The organism is Pontibacillus chungwhensis BH030062, assembly GCF_000770675.1.
Lineage (GTDB): Bacteria > Bacillota > Bacilli > Bacillales > BH030062 > Pontibacillus > Pontibacillus chungwhensis.
Genome location: NZ_AVBG01000009.1, coordinates 29,062 through 49,581, shown reverse-complemented (window position 1 = coordinate 49,581; position 20,520 = coordinate 29,062). Strand labels below are relative to the sequence as shown.

Genomic DNA, 20,520 nt, shown 5'->3' with positions numbered 1-20,520 from the left:
TAGTATAATGGGAATAAATGCGAAAAGCAAGCCCATTTTTAGAACGGAGATAATCTTTTAAATGGAAATTTGTTTAACGGAAGAAATTCAGCACGTTCTTGGAAGATGTTCATCACAGTCAGCGTCTTTGGATCACCAGGGTCATTCCCATAAATCGAAATCCGGTTTGGAGCAAGAGCCATTATAGGAGTCAAGTCTAACTCGTCTGTTCCAAGTCCAAACAAATATAAAGGATGGTCGGCAGTCAATTTCTTAATTTCTTCAGACGTATAGCGACGACCTTTATGAGAATAAAAGATAAAAGGTTGGCTTTGCACAATAGTTAACATCTCTACTTTTGAAGGGTTAGCTTGTAAGTAATCCCTTAGATGTTGAATATATGTCTGATAATCCTGTTCTCTTTTATATTCATCTATTGCTTCTCCTACGACCTCAATCAATTCATCATAAAATCGCTGAAAGCGAAATGTAATAATGGAATCAAATGCAAACCCTTTACCCTCCTCGAGTGCCTCTTTGAAAACTTCTTTCAACCGCTCTAATTGTTGACTGTGGCGGTAAGAAGATGGATGGTCTTCCCCCCAATGATCTGGCTCGTCCCTAAAAGAACAACACAATTCATATATGTGAGCTACTTCATCATCATCGCTGAAGTAGTAGCAATTCCGTATGATGTCTGTTAGCCAGGATCGCTCTCTATGTATGACATAGACATGGATTAGCCCGCGTACGATCCGCTCCTCTTTCCCCTGATTCTCGTTAACAAGTACAACATGTCCCCATTTCTTGTGATAATGCCATTGCACGCTCATTTCGTCTTTCTGCGCAAATAGAAAATCACAAAATGACAGGGCTTCTTTTTTATTAGAAAAATAGATCTCGGCCAACGTCTTCCCTCCCTCCACAAGTGGTACAATAAACTGTTAAAGTATATGGGAAGAAAACGTGAAAAATGATTGTTCTCTGTAAAAAACTTTAGTAATCTCCTTTTTTCACAACTTTTAGGCACGGAGTTATTAAAGATAAAAGTAAGACTTTTGTATACTCGAAGCTGAGAGAATGTTTCCGTTTGCTTTAATTGATAGTAAGGTGGACCTGGAAGCCACTCACTTTCCCTGCGGGGAGCTGAACTGGTGAGTCTCGCAGTTCCAGGCCCATATTTGCTATATAAGAGTGAACGAAAACATGCCATATAAGTGACATCTGAACTTTAGGTGCGAACTGCGGGGCCGTTCACCTCTTTAAAGCCAGGGCTTGCTCGGGGACTGCGAGACTCCCGCGGGAAAAGGAGCCTAGGGAAGACCCCACAGAGAGCGAAAGCGAACGAGGAGGCTTCCCAGCTCCCCGCAGGAAAGCGAGTTGTCCCCGAGCAAGCCCAAGCACTCATAAACGCTGACGGCCCCCTTCCAGCTGTAATAGCTCAACTTCGAGTCTTCCGTATAAGGGTGCTTGTACAAAAAATAAAAAAGCAGCTCTGCCAGAGGGATGACCCTCTGGCAGAGCTGCTAACGGTTCACTTATTGTTTTAGCTACGTCGATTCTGTCCAATAACTTCTACCGGGTTACTTACTTGTTTAATACGTTCAATAATTCTCCCAGCCTTCAATTGCTCAACATCTCCACGATTATTCGTCATAAGATGCTTTTCGAGCTCTTCAAGATTGTAATTAGAGGTAAAGAAAACAGGCAGTCGTTCCATCATACGATATTGTAAAATTGAACCTAATATTTCATCACGGAACCAAGATGACATGGATTCAGCTCCAATATCATCAAGCATCAAAACTGGAACCGTTTTGAACTTTTCAACTTTCTCTTTTAACGTGTTGTCTCCTAATGAAGACTTCATCTCCCGAACTAGTTCGGGCATGTAAATCAAGTAAGAGGCAATTCGTTTATTCGCTAATTTATTGGCAATAGCTCCCAAAAGATGTGTTTTGCCAACTCCAAACGGTCCGTGGAAATATAAACCTTTATTGCCCTTTTCCGTTTCAGCATTCTCTGTATAGTTCATCGCTTGACGAATCGCTTCGTAACGATCATCTGGATCTAAGTCTTTAAACTTAGCTTCCACAATGTCCTTTGGCATATACAAACTGTTAATGAATGAACGCTTCTCGTCTTGTTGTTGAGATTGTCTTTTACGAGGACACATCTCATACGTCAATCTAATCTCTTTCCCCTGAACATGAAGATTCGGAGAGTAACCTGAGACCAAATTCTGACAATTCTCCAGAGAAGGACATCCTTCACAGCGCTTAGATTGGGATTGATACTCATATAATTTCATTAAATGACGTTCTACATCATGACGAGAGAGGTTCGAGTGCTCCTGCAAAATTTGTTGAATATCAGGATCTTTCAAGATTGCCTCACGCATACTTTGATAATGCTCCTGAAAGTTTTTACTTTCCCTCATCCACTTCTTCAAAGCTGTTTGGATCGGTTCCATTTCACTCATCCTTAAATCAAATTATTCGTAAACATTAATCATCCATGTTCTTTAAAGCTTCTGCTAACTCTTGCTTTTCACGTTCAATATCCGAGGCAGATTTCCCATCTTTGCGTTTAGGAGCCTGATCTTCACTCGACTGATCCTTTTGACCTTTTTGATCCTTAAACCAATCAGGAAGGACGTCTTGCTTTTGATTCTTATTGTAAGAACGGTTCCCTCCGCTTTTACGGTTATTCGCCCATTGTTGATATTTTTTATTTTCTGTTTTCGCAACCCGCATTGCATGACGAACCGTTTTCACCTGAAGCCTCGTCCAATGGCCTGCGATGGTTTCCATGTAATTTTTCGATAACTTCATATCTGTTTTAAGTAATACATAATAAATTAACACATTCATCACGCCAGGTGTTAATCCTTGTTGGGTCATGATATCACGAATCATTCGCAAATCCTTCTCAGGTGGTTCTGCACCTCCCGAGAGATCTAGCAACAGTTCTCTAGGAGAGATCTGTTCCAAGCGTTTAATTAGAGCTTCTTCCTTATTATCTGGTTGCTCTTTTGGAGCCTCTTGGTCATTAGCGACAGATAACGAATCACGTTGATGAGTGACCTGGAGATTGTCACTTTGTCCTCCTTTACTTTGGTAAAGGTCATGACAAGCCTCTTTTAACTCAGAAAGGTCCAATTGATTCTCATCGTTAAGAGCCCACAAGATCGCTTTTTCAACATCATTAGTAGTTAGATTATATAATAAAGAAAGTTGAGAAAGCACTTTTTGGTTCTGATTGGAGAGAATACTCTGCACAGGTAACATTCTCTGGTCGAGTGATTGTTTTATATAGGAAAAGTCAATTCGGCTCTCCTGTATGTTAGCACCTTGACTCTCCACTAATTCTTGGTCTTGCTCTTTAAAATGAGTGGGTGGTGGTTCAGTGGTCATCCCACCCATCGAGAATACGTGCTCAAAGGAAGAAGTGACTTCTTCTCCTTTACGATAAGACGAAGAACCACCTGAAAACGTACGTTGTAATCGTTCGTACTTTTGTTGACCAAGATGATGATATAGTAACAAGGATAACATCTCGTCCGCAAAGAATTCACTCGGGGTAAATGGACGAAGTAGTACATACGTATAAACCGTTTGGTCCTCAGATTGATCAACAAAAGTTCGAAGAAGCCCTATGGCTTCTAACCGTTTCCTTGCTTCGTAAATATGATTTAAAGGGAGATTGAGGTAACTCATCAATAGATGGTGTGTATTCACGCCCCCTACTTCCTCTTGGAGATCATACTCTGACAATAATGTTTGGTATAGACTAATGGATTCATTTCCGATTAAAGGCTGATATAAATGAGTTAGGGACATTGTGAAATCCATGGGCATGCTCCGAGCGACTGTTAATCGGTAGCCATCTACCGGTAATAGCTTCCCAATTGATGTATGGTTCATTAAACTCCCTCCTTCCTCATATTCTTGGTGTAATGGCTCTATTCTATTACGAAAGGAAATAGATAAACCTGCATCTATTCGGTCATATTCTTCCAAGTATACATTGATTGTGCTCCTATAAAAAGAAAAGAGCCAACCGGCCCTATTCTATTACCCTTCTGGATCTTGTTTAATCAAATCTTTTAATTCATCAAGAAAGACATTTATATCCTTAAACTGTCTATAAACTGAAGCGAAGCGGACATACGCGACTTCATCAATATGCGCAAGCCTATCCATCACCATTTCTCCTATTTCCTTGCTATTAACCTCAGAAACGCCACGGTTCCTTAATTCCCGTTCAATTTCCATGGCAATCGTCTCTAGTTCATCAACCGCAACAGGTCGTTTCTCACAAGCCCGAATCAGACCTCTCATCAACTTCTCTCGACTAAATTCTTCACGAGTGCCTTCTTTTTTGACAACGATCAGAGGGACTTCTTCAATTCTTTCAAACGTTGTAAAACGAAAGTGGCACTCTTCACATTCCCGCCTGCGTCGAATCGATTTACCCTCTTCGACTGGCCGCGAGTCCAACACCCTAGTGCTCTTATAATTACAATTAGGACATTTCACAGATAAATCAACTCCACATTTTTCTACATTTTATGAGCCATACCCGTTTCCAAAAACGGAAGGATTCCCTTAATTTCTTCATGTTGCCTTTGGATTAACTTATGGCTATGTCCGAAGTCAAACGGTAAAGCAGATTCCGTGGTAACAGAATAGTCAACCGCCGTTCTATACGGTTGTACCATTACTATACTAACGACGATAAATGCTTTCTTTCCTTTCACCGTTTGCAAGCTCATCTCACCATGTTCAATAGAAGATGAGACCAATTTATATTTACTTGAATTGTTATAATAATCCTCTAACTGAGGAAAAGCTTTATCTTTTGTTGTTTTAAAGTAGTGCGTTCGAAGTGCTTCATTCCAGTGTGCTTCACTTGTTTCGGCATGATTCGTAAAATATGTTGAAAACCATTGTTTAATATTCATATTCGTCCACCTCTAATCTATTATATCAAAAAATCTAAAAGGTTAAATACACACTTCTGTCAAGAATTTCACTTTTTCTTTATTAATACCTCAATAATTGTGCTGAGAAGGGCTCTACTCTCATTCCTTTACCTAATAAGAAATCTGAAATATTCTGTAGAAATGGTTTTAAACTAGCTGTGTAACGATAAGTATTATTCCTTTCAATATTGCAAATAGACCAAATTGACTTTTTTCAAAAGAAATAAAAAAGAAAGCACTCTTCACAAGAGTACTTTCTTTCGAACATTTATTTTAGAGTACGTTGAATTTCTTGACTTCTACAGGTCCCATACCTCTCGGGACTTCAACCGTTTCTTGTGTTTTAGCTTCTAGTGATTGTGCAATATATTGCGCTGCTACATTAGGGTCAATACGATCCCCGCACGTGTAAACGTCAATACTTGCATAGCCATGTTCTGGAAAACTGTGAATGGTTAAGTGAGATTCAGAAATAATTACGACGCCACTTACGCCGTGTGGTGCAAATTTGTGAAAAGCAACTTCTCGAACTTCCGCACCTGCTTTTAGAGCAGCATCTACGAAAATTTGTTCAATCATTGTCATATCGTTTAGCTTTTCTGTATTACAATCCCAAAGTTCTGCAATTACATGTCTACCCATTGTGTCCATCGGTAGTCCCCCTTTAAAACCAAAAAAGTTTACTTCTAAACGTCAAGCTTATGCACTACCACGGGGGCAAGTTAGTCCTAAGAGGTCCTAACCCTTTAAGCAGTCATAGGTTCGTCGGTATTTCAGAAGTTCAAAAGTTAGTATATAGTGTTTCCCTATATTTTGCAATAAGTTTTTTTGCTCACATATATAGGGTGTGGTTGTCAAAGCTTTGTTAGTAGTATAAAACATCAATGGGGGATTATCCAATTAATTTACTTCTTCAGACTTTCAAGAAACTCGGGCTTCTTCACGTGCAGCTAAGTGAGTTCCTACAAATTTAACAAGATCCAGCACACGTTTCGAATAGCCCCATTCATTGTCGTACCAAGCCAAAACTTTCACTTTACGGTCATCCATTACGATTGTAGAAAGACCATCTATAATAGAGGAGTATTCAGATGTAGTGTAATCAACAGATACGAGTGGTTCATCAGAGTATTGAAGAATACCTTTCAAATCATTCTTAGAAGCATGCATGAATGCCTGATTGATTTGATCTGCAGATACATCACGTTTTACGTCTACAACCAAATCTACTAGAGAAACATTCGGTGTAGGTACTCGCAGCGCCATACCATGCATTTTCCCATTTAGATGAGGGATTACTTCACCTAATGCCTTAGCAGCTCCTGTTGAAGTCGGAATAATAGATTGTGTACAGCCCCTTGCGCGTCTAAGGTCTTTATGAGGATTATCTAAGTTCTTCTGATCATTTGTAAAAGCATGAACCGTTGTCATTAGTCCGTTCTCAATACCAAACTGTTCGTCTAACACCTTAACTACAGGAGCTAAACAATTTGTTGTACAAGAAGCATTAGAGATAACGTCATGCTCTTCATCGATGTAAACGCTCTCATTTACGCCCATAACAATGGTCGCATCCACTTCTTTCCCTGGAGCTGTAATGACAACTTTCTTAGCCCCCGCTTCAATATGCTGCCCCGCTGTCTCTTTAGTCTTAAACTTCCCTGTAGCTTCAATAACAATATCCACTTCATGTTCTTTCCAAGGAAGTTGCTTAGGGTCTCTCGAAGCAAACAAATGAACCTTTTTCCCATCTATTTCAATCCCATCTTCAAGCGCTTTCACTTCACCTTGAAAATGACCATGAACACTATCGTACTTAATTAAATGAGCTAGCGTTTCGGGAGGGTAGCTGGCATTGATAGCAACAACCTCTACCTGCTTATCTAAAATCGCTTGGCGAAACACCATTCGACCAATTCGACCAAAACCATTAATAGCAACGCGTGACTTCATTCTGCATACCCCTCTCATTTATGATACACTTTATTGATATTTCGCATGATTAGTATAACACAATAAAGGAATCCTAGGGAGTAGATTGTGGTTTTTTTCCAAACTTTATTGTAATATATGCATCGATTCCTCATTCAATGAAAGCTAATGTGCTGTTTATAGATTACTAGGTAGCTTGAAAACTCGAAGCTGAGGATGTTTCCGTTTGCTTTAGTTGAGTGTAAGGCGGGCCTGGAAACCACTCGCTTCCCAGCTCCCCGCAGGAAAGCGAGTTGTCCCCGAGCAAGCCCACCCACTCATCAAACGTAACGGCTCTCTCCTGCTAAAATATCTCATCTTCGGATCTTCCGGCGATTGTGGAATACCAAGTTACTCCAATAAAAATAAGGCTGCTCTTGTGGTAAGAGCAGCCTCTGTCTATTACGGTAGGATTTCCCACTTCCGAAGTATAGCATCGAGTTGATCATAGGTTTCTTTCTTGGATCCATTGTTATCAATTACTTCATCAGCCATCCGGGACTTTTCAGTAATTGAGATCTGAGAGCGAATGCGACTAAGTGCTTCTTCTTTTGTGCTTCCATCCCGTTCCATTAAACGCTTGAGTTGAACCTCTTCGTCTACGGCAACAACGAGAGTTTTATCTACGTAATCCGTTAACTGGCTCTCAAATAATAATGGGATATCTAATACAACCGCCTTGTCCCCTTGCATTAAATATTGATCACGCTCTCGGACCATCTCTGAACGCACAGCAGGGTGTACGATTTCATTGAGCTGCTTTCTCTTTTCGTCATTATTAAAAACAATTTCTCCAAGTGCTTTTCGATCTAGTGTGTGATCTTCTCTTAAAATCCCTTCACCAAAAACGCTTACAATTTGATTATAAGCATCGCGGCCTGGTTTCACGACCTCGCGAGATAATTTATCAGCATCTACTACAGGAATCCCATAATCATCAAACATTAATGATACTGTACTTTTCCCTGTTGCAATGCTACCTGTTAATCCTATTACGACACCCATTAAAAGCCTCCTACTACGTAAATTTCAACATTCCAATCACAATCAATAAGAGTCCTGGCAAAAAGGTTAACCGTTGAATCCATTTAAAGTAAGATAACCAGTAACCACTTTTTAACCCGATCCAAAGAAAGAAACTACTCATGAACGCAATAAGTAAAGCTGTTGTCAGCGGAGAGAAACCAAACATGGCTGCGCCAATCCCGGCGCCTAAAGCATCAAGGGAAAGGGCGATCCCGAGCAGAAATGCTTCAATACCATTAATGGAACCCGACTGATCAATATCAGCGCTCATCGGTTTTCGTAAAATTTGAATGACGATCCCAAGAGATTTAATCTCCAAATTAAATAGATATGAAGAGGGATCTTTTGTTTCTGTAGGTTTTTCCGTTCTAAAAAACTGATAAAGCACCCATATTCCAATAGCGATCAATATCCCCCCGCCAAACATTTCGGTAATGTGAGGAGAGAGAAAATGAGCAATCATGTTCCCAATCATCATAGACAGAAAGAATGAAACAGCCGAAACCATCGCAATAACTCCAATGGCTCGTAAAGAAAGCCCCATCTTCCTTAGTCCATAAGTAAATCCAACCGTAAAACTATCTAAACTTACTGCAAAAGCAAGTAGGATGAGGGTAGTGAATGGTGCCATAGCCGGTAAGCTCCTTCTCTCATATTTACGCTTAGTATATGAAAGGAGCCTACCCGCTGTTACTGTCAGACAAGGGATTTACTCAGGCTGGCATTTGAGGCAGAAATGAGTTCCTCTCCCCCCCACTTTTGTTTTTGTAATGATTGTTCCACAGCTTTCACATGCCTCGTCTTGACGGCCGTAAACTTTCAGGCGCTGTTGAAACATTCCAATTTGACCTTGTGTGTTCACATAAGATCGAATAGTCGTTCCTCCCTGTTCCACAGCTTCTTGAAGCGTGGAAACAATTTCACCATGTAGACGAACGGCATCTGACTTCGTGATATCCTTCCCCTTTCTTTCAGGGTGGATTAAGGAACGATGTAACGCTTCATCTACATATATGTTCCCAAGACCTGTGACGATCATTTGGTCTAATAGGGCGGTTTTTACATGCCGGGACGTTTTCTTCAGCTTATTGTATAAGTGATCTGGAGTGAATAATGGATCAAAGGGTTCAGGTCCAAGCTGATCTAAAGGAGCTCCTTTGAATTCTTCTCCAATTGGATAGATGTGCATGGTCCCAAACTTCCTTACATCTTGATATCGAAGTTCAGTTCCATCTGTAAAACGAAAAATAACATGTGTATGTTTTGCGATCTCATCGCCACTTTGAAAAACTCCATACTTTCCTTCCATTCTTAAGTGAGAAATCATCACGTGTGTATCTAAATAAAACAACAAAAACTTCCCGCGACGTTTCAACTCATGGATGGTTTGCCCTTTCAGAAGCGCTTTGAATTCTTCCGGATCTCTCGGGCGCTGGATAATGTTCTCCCAAAACACATCTGTCTCTTTTATCGTTTTCTCAGTTACAAGATGTTGTAATGTTTTCTTGATTGTTTCGACCTCTGGTAACTCAGGCAACACGTTTCACCCCTTTATTTAGCATCATACCAAGTTGATCCTTTAGCAGAATCAACAAGAAGCGGCACGTCAAGATTGACGGTATTTTGCATCACTTCCGCAACAATTTTTTCAAGCTTTTCAAGCTCTTCCTCAGGAGCCTCTAGAATAAGTTCATCATGCACTTGCAGAAGAACCGTAGCCTCTAAATCTTCGTCAGCTAAACGGTGATGCAAATCAACCATTGCTTTCTTAATAATATCAGCTGCTGAACCTTGAATTGGCGTATTCATCGCTGTTCGTTCAGCGAAGCTTCTACTATTGAAATTACGACTTGTAATATCAGGTAAATAGCGTCTACGGTTCATGAGGGTTGAAACATACCCTTTTTGTTTTGCCTCCTGTACAACTTCATCCATATATTCCTTCACACCAGGATAACTATCTAAATAACGCTCAATGAATTGCTTTGCTTCTTTCCTACTAATCCCAAGACTTTGAGACAACCCATATTCACTAATCCCATATACAATACCGAAGTTAACCGCTTTGGCTTGTCTTCTCATTTGATCCGTTACTTCATCTTTTTCCACATGGAATACATCCATAGCCGTTTGAGTGTGAATGTCCTCATTCTCATTGAAGGCTTTGATCAGTTTTTCATCTGCAGCAATGTGAGCCAATACACGCAGTTCAATTTGAGAGTAGTCCGCCGCAAAAATATACCATCCTTCTTTCGATGGGATGAACGCTTGTCTGATCTTTCTGCCCTCTTCAAGACGGATCGGAATGTTTTGCAAGTTAGGTTCTGTTGAACTTAAGCGACCTGTTTGAGTTAAAGCTTGGTTAAAACGAGTATGGATCATATCATCTTCATGAACAACTTTTAAAAGTCCTTCAATATAAGTAGAGTTCAATTTGCCTAATTGACGGTACAATAAGAGCTTAGGAATGATCTCATGTTGATCACTCAGTTGCTCTAACACATCAGCTGAAGTAGAGTAGCCCGTTTTTGTTTTTTTAATTACAGGAAGTTCTAATTTCTCAAACAATATGGGCCCAAGTTGCTTAGGAGAATTCAAATTGAAGGATTCACCAGCCAGTTCATGAATTTCAGATTCAAGCTGATTAAGTCGTTCCTCAAGCTCTGTACCCATTTCTTTCAGACGGTCCACATCAACTTTAACTCCCGTATGTTCCATTTCGCCTAGTATTAGAGCAAGTGGCATCTCTAACTCATCATACAGCTCCCATTGCTGATTTTCTTTTAATTGTTCTTCCATCTCTGGCTTCAACTCAAATAACATGTTCGCTTTGCGGGCTACATGACTTGCTAAATCATTCACTTCTTCTGGAACTTTCATCTTTGCACCTTTACCATATACCTCTTCATCAAACGCGATTCCTTTATACCCCATGCGATGACTTATCGATGGTATATCATGGTGGTTTTCACTTGGGTTTGTTAAGTAAGATGCCAGCAACATATCAAAGTCAATTCCACTCACTTCAATACCATGGCGTTTAAGAGCTACATATGTTTTCTTAGCATCAAAAACAGCTTTTTTATTTTGACGATCTTCAGCCCAATCTCTAAATACACTTGACTCTAAGGCTACATCTTTAGGTATAAAATAAGTTCCATTATCATGAACTAAGCCAATTCCTTCAATATCAGCTGTATGATAATTATCACCTAACATTTCTACTACGAGTGCGGAAGAGGCATGCACATGTTTGTCCGTAACTTCGTCAAGAACCTCGACCTTTAATTCTGGAAGGGCAACTTGTACTTGTTCAGACTCTTCTTCTCCTCCAATGCGGCTAATAAGTGATTGGAATCCAAGGTCACGGAAAAATGCGCTAACCTTAGGGTACTCATACCCTTTATAAACCACGTCTTCAAGACCAATCTCTACAGGCGTTTCAACGTTAATGGTAACTAATTGCTGACTCATGAAGGCATTGTCTTTATTTGTTTCAAGCTTTTCCTTTAGCTTTTTCCCGCTCACATCTTCGATACCTTCATAGACGTTTGACAATGTCTCAAACTGCTTAAGTAATTTCACAGCTGTCTTTTCACCGACGCCTGGAACCCCTGGGATATTATCTGAACTATCTCCCATTAAGGCTTTTAGATCTATAATCTGATCAGCGCGAACCTCCATTTTCTCTTCTAAGAAAGAAGGAGTATAGGTTTCTACATTTGTAATGCCTTTCTTCGTTAACGCGACAGAAACCTGATCAGAAACTAACTGCAGTAAATCTCGGTCACCGCTAATGACTTTAACTTCAAAGTTCTCTTGCTCACCTTTTCTGGCAAAAGTCCCAATAATATCATCTGCTTCATATTGATTAAGCTCGTAATGTTTAATCTCGAAGTTATCTAACAACTCTCTTAAAAGAGAGAACTGCTCTGAAAGCTCCGGAGGAGTCTTTTGACGCCCTCCTTTATATTCTTCATATGTCTTATGACGAAAGGTCGTTTTCCCTGCATCAAAGGCCACAAGCATATGAGATGGTTTTTCTTCTTCTAAGATCTTCAATAGCATAGTGGTAAACCCGTATACGGCGTTTGTATGTACACCTTTGTCATTATTTAATAACGGCAGAGCAAAAAAAGCTCGGTACGCTATACTGTTTCCATCAATAAGAACCAGTTTGTTTGTCATGTTTTCCACTCCTTCGTTCATAAGCATACCCTTTCCATGAGAAAAGGCGACTTGTTTCCTTTATTCTATCATGTTCCATAATAGAAGGAAAAAGTCGCCTTTTTATTAATCAAAATAGCCAGTTAAACTTCTTGCATACGGAGAATCCTGTGGAAGAATAATCGTTGTTTCTCCATCAATCGTTTTCTTATAAGATTCTAAAGTACGATACAATTGATAAAATGACTCGTCCTTTGAAAATGATTCATTGTAAATTTTAGCCGCTTCTTGTTCCCCTTCAGCTCGAACCTGGGCCGCTTCCGCTTCAGCTTTTGAAAGCATTTCTGTTACTTCTCTATCTGTTTGAGCAATTATACGATTTTTCGCAGCTTCCCCTTTAGATAAGTATTCCTGAGCTTTTGACTCTCGTTCTGAAATCATGTTACGGAACACCGTTTTTTCGTTCTCATCTGGTAAATCTGTTCGTTTAATACGTACATCATCCACCCGTATACCAAACTCATCGCGCGCTAGCAGTTCATTCACTCTCTCGGTAATACGTTTGTGTAAATCTCCTCTAGAGGACTGCTCATCATTTATGATCTCTTCATAGTTCATTTGGCCAAGCTCTGTACGAATGACTGAAAAAATAAATTCCCCCATCCGCGCTTCAGCTCCAATCATCGTTCTTGCATTGTTAATCATCTTATCCGGATCAACAATATGCCAGATCGCGTAGTTATCGATGATCATTCGCTTCTTATCAAGTGTGTTGATCTCTTTCTCATTAACGTCATACACCATCTTCTTCTTTGGAAGAGTACTAGCGTTCTGAATAAGCGGAACTTTGAATTTAAGGCCAGGCTCTTTTTCAATTCTTACAATCTCACCAAATTGACGTACAACTTTATATTCTCCTTCTTTCACAATCATCACACTACTTATAAATACGACAAGTAACAAGACTAGTACCAGTAAACTTAAGCCGATCTTCATCATACGCTTTATATAATTGGAGTTTGTTTCGTTCCCTGTCTCTAATCCATTCTCATCATTCATCGTCATTTGACCCCCCTTGTGTCGGTGCAGGTTGAGGTGGCTGTTGTTGCCCAATCGGTAAGTACTTAAGCGTATTTCCATTGTCATTCATGATATAAATATTAGCTTTAGGAAGAACATCTTCTAACGTTTCAATAACCAATCGTTCTCTCGTTATATCGGGTGACTTCCTATAAGCTTCGTATAAAGCATTGAACTTTGCAACATCCCCTTTGGCTTGCTCAATACGGGCTACTTTGTCCCCCTCAGCACGAGATATGATCGCATCTTTCTCACCTAATGCTTCTTCGTATTTTTCATTTCTATATTTCTCTGCTTCATTACGTTTCGTATTACTGGTTTCACGGGCGTCAGTTACTTTCGTGAAAGCTGTGCGCACTTCTGCATCTGGAAGGTCTACCTCCTGAAGCTTCACATCACTGACTGATATCCCGATATTATAACTTTCTACTAACCCAATTAGCATTTCACGCACTTCATTCTCTATTTCTGCTTTACCTGAGGTTAATGCTTCATCAATCTCTGAAGTTCCAATAACACTTCTTAAAGATGCAGAAGTAGCGTTATTTAATGCTAGTTTGGGATCTTGGGATTGGTACAAGTATTTTGCTGGGTCTACAATTTTCCACTGTACAACAAGATCAGCTAGAACAATATTTTCATCCCCTGTAATCATTTGGACTTGTTTCTTATTGCTCTTATCATCTTGTGAATAACCAAAGTTCAAACTAAACGTTTCTTTCGATAGCTTCTCTACCTCTTGTACTGGCCAAGGCATTTTAAAGTGCAATCCAGGTTCTGTTATGCTCTCTTCAGCGTTACCAAATGTAAGGATTACAGCTTGCTCTGATTCATCAACGGTATACCAACTAGTAATGCCGACAGTAACCAGAATGATTGCAGCTACCCCTATAGCAATCCATGTATAGATCTGTTTTAGAGTCACTCGTATCTCTCCCCCTATTTCATTTTCTTTACAACCTATTTACGAGTAAACGTTAAAAGCGTTTCAAATAAATGGATGTGATAACAAAAAGGAGGATAAAAAAGCATAAAAAAAAGACGGAGGCGGGTTGACCTCCGTCAAATAAGAAAACACCTTGGATGAAAGGGTTTCATAGAGAACTATATCAAGGAATTATTTGCATTTAATTAACTTAATGTTAACGTTTCGTAAATTTTTTGGGCAGTGTAATATGAAAGGCTGTTCCTTTCTGATATTCACTATCTACTTCTATGTTTCCATCATGTGCTTCTACGATGTGTTTGACAATAGCTAAACCAAGACCTGTTCCACCTGAGTTGCGGCTCCGTGCTTTGTCAACACGATAGAAACGTTCAAATATTCGAGGGACATCTTCTTTTGGAATGCCAATCCCACTATCTGTAACAGAGATCATAAAGAAGTCCTTTTGGTCCTTTAAATCGAGCTTTATAGTGCCGCCATTTGGGGTGTAATTGATAGCGTTGGTTACTAAATTAATCACTACTTGCTTTAAACGGGCAGAATCTCCATCAATATAACCTTCCGTATCAATTGTTTGCTCTAGCTCAATACCCTTTTGATTTGCTTGTTGCTCAACAATTGGAATGATATCTTTTACTAAAGATGGAACCGAAATGTGTTCGATATTTAAAGTAAACTCTTCCTTCTCTAACTTCGACAGTTCTAAAAGATCGTGGATTAGAGATTGAAGTCTCTCACTTTCATTCAGAATGATTGTTATAAACTGTTCGCGTAGCCCCTCATCTGACATCGCCCCATCTAGAAGAGTTTCTGAGAACCCTCTGATTGATGTAATTGGTGTTTTCAATTCATGAGACACATTCGCCACAAAGTCTTTACGCATTTGCTCTAAATTCTTTAACTCTGTAATATCATGAAAAACCAGCACTACACCTTTCCATTGATTAGCTTCATTAAAGATTGGTGCACCCAATACCTCAAGGAATCTTCTCTCAATTTGAAGGGGTAAGATAAACGAATGTCTCACCTTGTCTTCTGTCATAAACACTTCTTTTACAGATTTATGAATCTCAACCTCATCTACGGCTTCATAATACACATGACCTAAGTATTGATGTTCCTGACCTCCAAAATGTTCTAAAAAGGCACGATTGACGAGATTTACGTACCCTTTCTCGTCAATTAACATCAGGCCATTTCCCATGTTGTTAATAACCGCCTCTAATCGATCCTTTTGCATCTCTTGATGCATGGTCATCTCTTGAAGGTTACGCGCTAACACATTGATAGAAGAGGTTAATATAGCGGCCTCTCCGTAATTCCCTTCATAGGTTCTAGCCCTATAATTTCCTCTAGCTAATTCATCGGCTACATTAGAAGCTGAACGTATTGGTTTAATATATTTCTCAAAGATATTACGTCCAAGGGTTGCCATGATGAGAATTCCAACGAACAAGGTAATCCCTATAAGGACCCATATGTTGCTCGTTATGTGAGTTAACGAATCAATACGAAGCACAAGCACAAGTTGTCCACTCAAAGCGCTGTTATCCGCCTCAAAGGGATAAAAGAACATATGCTCCTCTAAAAAGCCTTTGTGAGTAGTACTGAAACCTTCTTGATGAGTGGTCATATAAGAATTTACAGTTTCCGCTTCCCCTGGGGTTAATTGAAGGACCTGCTGCGTGGTATTTAAGAGTGTTTGCTTTTCTGATAGATAGATTAATCCAATATCTAACTGCTTGCTAAGGTCCTCAAGAGTGCTTAAATCGGAAGCATCTTCAACAAACTCTGTTAAGTATACGGCTTCATTCTCAACTCGTTCTTCTATTACATCAACGAAGAAATTTTTTGTTAATTGGGCCAAAACCAATCCAAGACCTAGCATTAGAAGAATTGCTAGTATGGAATAGGTTAAAAATGGCCTTGAACCATATTTGTTACGCATCTCTAGAAGGGTCCTCCATCTTGTAACCAAGACCTCTTATTGTTTTAATGTATACCGGTTTCTTCGTATCAGGTTCAATTTTCTCCCTTAAGTGACTGATATGAACATCAACAATACGTGTATCTCCAACAAAATCATAATTCCAAACGGCACTAAGCAGTTGGTCACGCGAGAGGACACGACCTTTATTTTTGGTCAAATAAAGTAAAAGCTCAAATTCCTTTGGTGTCAGAACAAGAGATTCACCCTTAATTGTTGCCTCATATTGCTCTGGGAACACTCTTAAATCGGCAATTTGAATAAGATCTCCTTCAAGATCAACAGACTCTCGAATAGTGGATCGTCTTAAAATTGCTTTAATTCGTGCTACAACTTCTCTAGGACTAAAAGGCTTCGTTAAATAGTCATCAGCCCCTAATTCGAGACCAAGAACTTTATCAAACTCATCATCTTTAGCGGTTAACATAAGTATCGGCGTCTGCACTTGTTTCTGTCTGAGTTGCTTACAAACTTCCATTCCATCCATTTCAGGAAGCATGACATCTAGAACAATAAGGTCAAAGAACTGTTCATTAGCTTTTTCAAGTGCATCTGCACCAGTATAAGCTACTTCTGTTTCAAATCCAGATTGTTCAATGTTGTATTTTAATAACGTTACAATGGATTCTTCATCATCCACAATTAATATATTTTGAGCCATCTCGTATCCACCTCTGCATCTTTTTCTATCTTCATCATACAATGAACGGCAGTTTTAATAAAAGAATATTTGTAAGGTTCACAGGTTTCTTTACAAGAACTTAACAATTACTTTACCCTACTTCCATTAAATTTACATCTTTTCTACCGAATAGTCATTGTTATTCATTTATGCTTACGCTATTTTATTCCATATAAGCATATGGAACACTACAAGCTGAGACACTTTAGTGTAGATATGGCCGTTACGTTTGTTGAGTGCTCGGGGTGTCTGGGGAACGACTCGCTTTCCGCGGGCGAGCTGTCGAGCCTCCTCGGGAAACCCACCCTGCGGGGTCTCGTCGACCTCTTTCTCCCGCAGGAGTCTCCCCGTTCCCCAGACACCCCTAGCTATAGTTTTACGAACGGCCCCACATCTTAAGGGTAAGATAAGCGAGGTTTTCACATATGGCATGGTTCCGTTACACCATATACGGGAGGGGTGGTCCGGGAAATCACGAGACTCCTGCGGCAGTATGAGCCTCATTAGTGAAGGAGGAAAGTTCGACTAAGACCTTCACGTCAATCGCCAACGTCGAACGCCCCCTCGTCGTGTGGGGCCGCGGAAAGCGAGTGATTTCCCGAACCACCTCACGCTCTAACAACGCTAACGGACCTCGGTCGTCTTCATCGCCCCGCCTATTCTGGCATCTCCTATTAATAGACTAACCACATTAAGATTTAACGGAGTGAACTAAAAAGCCCCTCCTTGTTAGGAAGGGGCTTGTTGAGAAGAGGATTAATAGAAATTCTCTAATGAGCGAGCTGTCATGGATTCTGGTTCAAAAGCTGGGGTAACTTGCACAGTTCCGGTGATCACTTCTTCTTTCTCTTCATTCACTCCATTTACAGAAAGGCTTATTTGATGTTGATCACTCTTCACTTCTATGACCTTAATCGTAAGGGTTACTTCTGAATAATGATGTAAAGGTGTTGGGTACTGGAGCATTTGTTCTGTTATATGACTTCCTGGTCCAGGTAAGTGAGAGGAAACAAGGGAAGATACCATACCGTATAGCATAACTGATGGAACTAGAGGGCGCTTATAAGGAGTCTGGGAAGCATAATCATGTTGAATATACAAAGGATTGGCGTCATTTGTTAAACCCAAGTAAAGTAGAATATCTTTATCTTCAATCGACATCGTCTTTGAATACTCTTCTCCTACCGTTACATCTCCTATTTTTTTACCTAGCTTTCTTCGTTTACCAAGCAAAATTTCCACCTCCAAATTGTAAGCGTTTTCTTATATATTTATAGAAAAGCTGCCCTTTAATGAGGGCAGCTTTTCGTAATGCTTCTTTTATTGTACTACTTCCATGACTTTTTTTACAGAGTCAGCAGATTGGTCTAACTGAGCTTTTTCATCATCTGTTAAGTCAAGTTCAATAATCTCTTCGATCCCATTTCCACCAAGGATTGTCGGTACACCAAGATAGATATCTTTGTATCCGTATTCTCCTTCTAGATAGGCAATGGCAGGCAATACACGGCGCTGGTCTTTCAGAATAGCTTCTGCCATTTCTGTCAGGGAAGCTGCTGGTGCATAATAAGCACTTCCATTCCCTAGCAGACCAACGATTTCACCGCCACCTTTACGCGTACGTTCAACAATCTCCTCTAGACGATCTGAAGAAATTAGCTTCTCTAACGGGATACCACCTGCATATGAATAGCGAATAAGTGGTACCATATCGTCTCCGTGCCCACCGAGCACAAAGCCTGTAATATCTTTTACCGATAAATTCAGCTCTTGTGCAATGAATGTACGGAAACGCGCTGTATCTAATACACCACTTTGTCCAATGACACGGTGTTTAGGGAAACCAGACTCTTTAAAGACAGAATACGTCATGGCATCAACTGGGTTTGTTAACACAAGAATCGTCGTTTCAGGAGAATGGTGCACAATTTCTTTTGTTACACTCTTCATGATCTTTGAGTTAGTAGCTACTAAATCATCACGACTCATCCCTGGTTTACGAGCAATTCCAGCGGTGATAATAACAAGATCAGAACCAGCAGTATCTTCATAGTTAGAAGTCCCTTTAATATCAGCATCAAAACCTTGTACAGGGCTAGCCTCAAGCATATCCAATGCTTTACCCTGAGTTGGTTTTTCCATATCAGGAACATCTACAAGCACTACATCTGCCAGCTCTTTCTGTGCAATCATAAGGGCTGTTGTTGCTCCTGTGAAGCCAGCACCGATAACGGATACTTTCCTTCTTTGAATAGCCATATTAATCCCCTTCCAATCCTAAGATTAGTCCATGTTTTTGATGAGTGCATCACCGAATTCGGAACATTTCACTTCAGTTGCACCATCCATCATACGTGCAAAGTCGTACGTTACTGTTTTATTACCAATTGTTTTATCCATTGATTTTGTAATTAAATCTGCTGCTTCTCTCCACTCAAGGTGTTCAAGCATAAGTACACCAGACAGGATCACAGAAGATGGGTTAACTTTATCCATACCTGCATACTTTGGAGCTGTACCGTGTGTAGCTTCAAAGATTGCATGTCCTGTTTCAAAGTTAATGTTAGCACCAGGGGCAATCCCAATTCCACCAACTTGTGCAGCAAGTGCATCAGAAACGTAATCACCATTAAGGTTCATTGTTGCTACAACATCAAATTCTTTTGGACGAGTTAAGATTTGCTGTAAGAAGATATCGGCAATTGCATCTTTTACAATGATTTTACCTTCAGCTTCAGCTGCATCTTGTGCTTTGTTGGCAGCTTCTTTGCCTTCTTTCTCTACAATCTCATCATATTGTCTCCAAGTGAAGACTTTATCGCCAAATTCTTGTTCAGCTACTTCATAGCCCCATGCTTTAAATGCGCCTTCTGTAAACTTCATAATGTTCCCCTTGTGAACAAGCGTTACATTGCGACGACCTTCGCGAAGAGCGTATTCAATCGCAGAACGCACTAGACGCTTAGTTCCTTCTTCAGAAACAGGTTTAACACCAATTCCAGACGTTTCAGGGAAACGAATATTATGTACACCCATTTCATTCTGTAGAAAATCAATTACTTTTTTAGCTTCAGGCGTTCCTTTTTGCCACTCAATACCTGCATAGATGTCCTCCGTATTTTCACGGAAAATCGCCATATCCGTATCTTGTGGACGTTTAACAGGTGATGGTACACCTTCAAACCAACGTACAGGACGAAGACAAGTGAATAAGTCTAACTCCTGGCGTAATGCAACATTCAGCGAGCGAATTCCTCCACCAATTGGTGTTGTAAGAGGGCCTTTGATTGCGATCTTGTAATCACGAATCGTATCTAGCGTTTCCTTAGGAAGCCACTCTCCAGTTTTATCGTAAGCTTTTTGACCTGCGTAAACTTCTTTCCACTCGATTGATTTGCTGTCGCCATATGCTTTCTGAACAGCTGCTTCAATTACTTTACTCGCTGCAGCCCAAATATCTGGACCGATTCCATCACCTTCGATATATGGAATGATTGCATGGTTTGGTACGTTCATTTCGCCATTTTCTACTGTAATTTTTTCAGCTTGTGTCACTGATAACCCCTCCTAAATCTTTGCAAATATTCTCACTATAATCATATCACAGGAATTCTATAATCAAAGAATAAAAAGTTCAAAAGGGTAGACTTATATGAGTATAACTCCCTTTAAGCCTGCCCTTTATACTATTTTCA

18 protein-coding genes are annotated in these 20,520 nt (G+C 40.0%); all 18 read right to left on the bottom strand.

The window, feature by feature from the left end; translation table 11 throughout:
- Positions 1-38: 38 nt before the first annotated feature.
- Positions 39-887 (bottom strand): sporulation protein YtxC, encoded by an 849-nt coding sequence (ytxC, locus tag N780_RS12295; protein ID WP_036784473.1) that lies wholly within the window; start codon positions 885-887, stop codon positions 39-41.
- Positions 888-1,525: 638 nt separating this feature from the next.
- Positions 1,526-2,452: a primosomal protein DnaI gene (dnaI, locus tag N780_RS12285; protein ID WP_036784469.1), complete on the bottom strand. Its 927-nt coding sequence runs from the start codon at positions 2,450-2,452 to the stop codon at positions 1,526-1,528.
- Positions 2,453-2,486: 34 nt separating this feature from the next.
- Positions 2,487-3,905, bottom strand: coding sequence for a replication initiation and membrane attachment family protein (locus N780_RS12280; RefSeq protein ID WP_036784467.1), 1,419 nt, complete (start codon positions 3,903-3,905; stop codon positions 2,487-2,489).
- 150 nt (positions 3,906-4,055) lie between these two features.
- A complete protein-coding gene (nrdR, locus tag N780_RS12275) occupies positions 4,056-4,520 on the bottom strand; it encodes a transcriptional regulator NrdR (protein ID WP_036784465.1) in 465 nt (154 codons plus the stop codon).
- 23 nt (positions 4,521-4,543) lie between these two features.
- Positions 4,544-4,945, bottom strand: coding sequence for a hypothetical protein (locus N780_RS12270; protein WP_036784463.1), 402 nt, complete (start codon positions 4,943-4,945; stop codon positions 4,544-4,546).
- A gap of 294 nt (positions 4,946-5,239) precedes the next feature.
- The gene (speD, locus tag N780_RS12265; RefSeq protein ID WP_036784461.1) at positions 5,240-5,617 is read right to left on the bottom strand and encodes an adenosylmethionine decarboxylase; all 378 of its coding nucleotides are present in this window, start codon (positions 5,615-5,617) and stop codon (positions 5,240-5,242) included.
- A 270-nt stretch (positions 5,618-5,887) separates the two neighbouring features.
- Complete coding sequence (locus tag N780_RS12260; RefSeq protein WP_036784459.1) at positions 5,888-6,919, bottom strand: glyceraldehyde-3-phosphate dehydrogenase; 1,032 nt, start codon at positions 6,917-6,919, stop codon at positions 5,888-5,890.
- 420 nt (positions 6,920-7,339) lie between these two features.
- Positions 7,340-7,942 carry a dephospho-CoA kinase gene (gene coaE / locus N780_RS12255; RefSeq protein WP_036784458.1) on the bottom strand — a complete coding sequence of 201 codons (603 nt, stop codon included), beginning with the start codon at positions 7,940-7,942 and terminating at the stop codon, positions 7,340-7,342.
- Between the two features lie 13 nt (positions 7,943-7,955).
- Complete coding sequence (gene ytaF, locus N780_RS12250) at positions 7,956-8,672, bottom strand: sporulation membrane protein YtaF (protein WP_438942506.1); 717 nt, start codon at positions 8,670-8,672, stop codon at positions 7,956-7,958.
- Positions 8,673-9,500 carry a DNA-formamidopyrimidine glycosylase gene (mutM, locus tag N780_RS12245; RefSeq protein ID WP_036784451.1) on the bottom strand — a complete coding sequence of 276 codons (828 nt, stop codon included), beginning with the start codon at positions 9,498-9,500 and terminating at the stop codon, positions 8,673-8,675. It lies immediately after the preceding gene.
- Positions 9,501-9,514: 14 nt separating this feature from the next.
- Positions 9,515-12,151, bottom strand: a complete 2,637-nt coding sequence (gene polA / locus N780_RS12240; protein ID WP_036784449.1) for a DNA polymerase I — start codon at positions 12,149-12,151, stop codon at positions 9,515-9,517.
- A 105-nt stretch (positions 12,152-12,256) separates the two neighbouring features.
- Entirely contained in the window at positions 12,257-13,189 is a 933-nt protein-coding gene (hflC, locus tag N780_RS12235; RefSeq protein ID WP_036784743.1) for a protease modulator HflC, read from the bottom strand.
- The gene (gene hflK, locus N780_RS12230; protein WP_036784446.1) at positions 13,182-14,135 is read right to left on the bottom strand and encodes an FtsH protease activity modulator HflK; all 954 of its coding nucleotides are present in this window, start codon (positions 14,133-14,135) and stop codon (positions 13,182-13,184) included. The genes hflC and hflK overlap by 8 nt, the downstream gene beginning before the upstream one ends.
- 217 nt (positions 14,136-14,352) lie before the next feature.
- A complete protein-coding gene (gene pnpS / locus N780_RS12225; RefSeq protein WP_036784443.1) occupies positions 14,353-16,104 on the bottom strand; it encodes a two-component system histidine kinase PnpS in 1,752 nt (583 codons plus the stop codon).
- A complete protein-coding gene (locus N780_RS12220; protein ID WP_036784441.1) occupies positions 16,097-16,804 on the bottom strand; it encodes a response regulator transcription factor in 708 nt (235 codons plus the stop codon). The genes pnpS and N780_RS12220 overlap by 8 nt, the downstream gene beginning before the upstream one ends.
- A gap of 777 nt (positions 16,805-17,581) precedes the next feature.
- Positions 17,582-18,067, bottom strand: coding sequence for a MaoC/PaaZ C-terminal domain-containing protein (locus tag N780_RS12210; RefSeq protein WP_332307817.1), 486 nt, complete (start codon positions 18,065-18,067; stop codon positions 17,582-17,584).
- Positions 18,068-18,145: 78 nt separating this feature from the next.
- Entirely contained in the window at positions 18,146-19,084 is a 939-nt protein-coding gene (mdh, locus tag N780_RS12205; RefSeq protein WP_036784436.1) for a malate dehydrogenase, read from the bottom strand.
- A 24-nt stretch (positions 19,085-19,108) separates the two neighbouring features.
- Positions 19,109-20,380, bottom strand: coding sequence for an NADP-dependent isocitrate dehydrogenase (gene icd / locus N780_RS12200; protein WP_036784434.1), 1,272 nt, complete (start codon positions 20,378-20,380; stop codon positions 19,109-19,111).
- Positions 20,381-20,520: the final 140 nt, after the last annotated feature.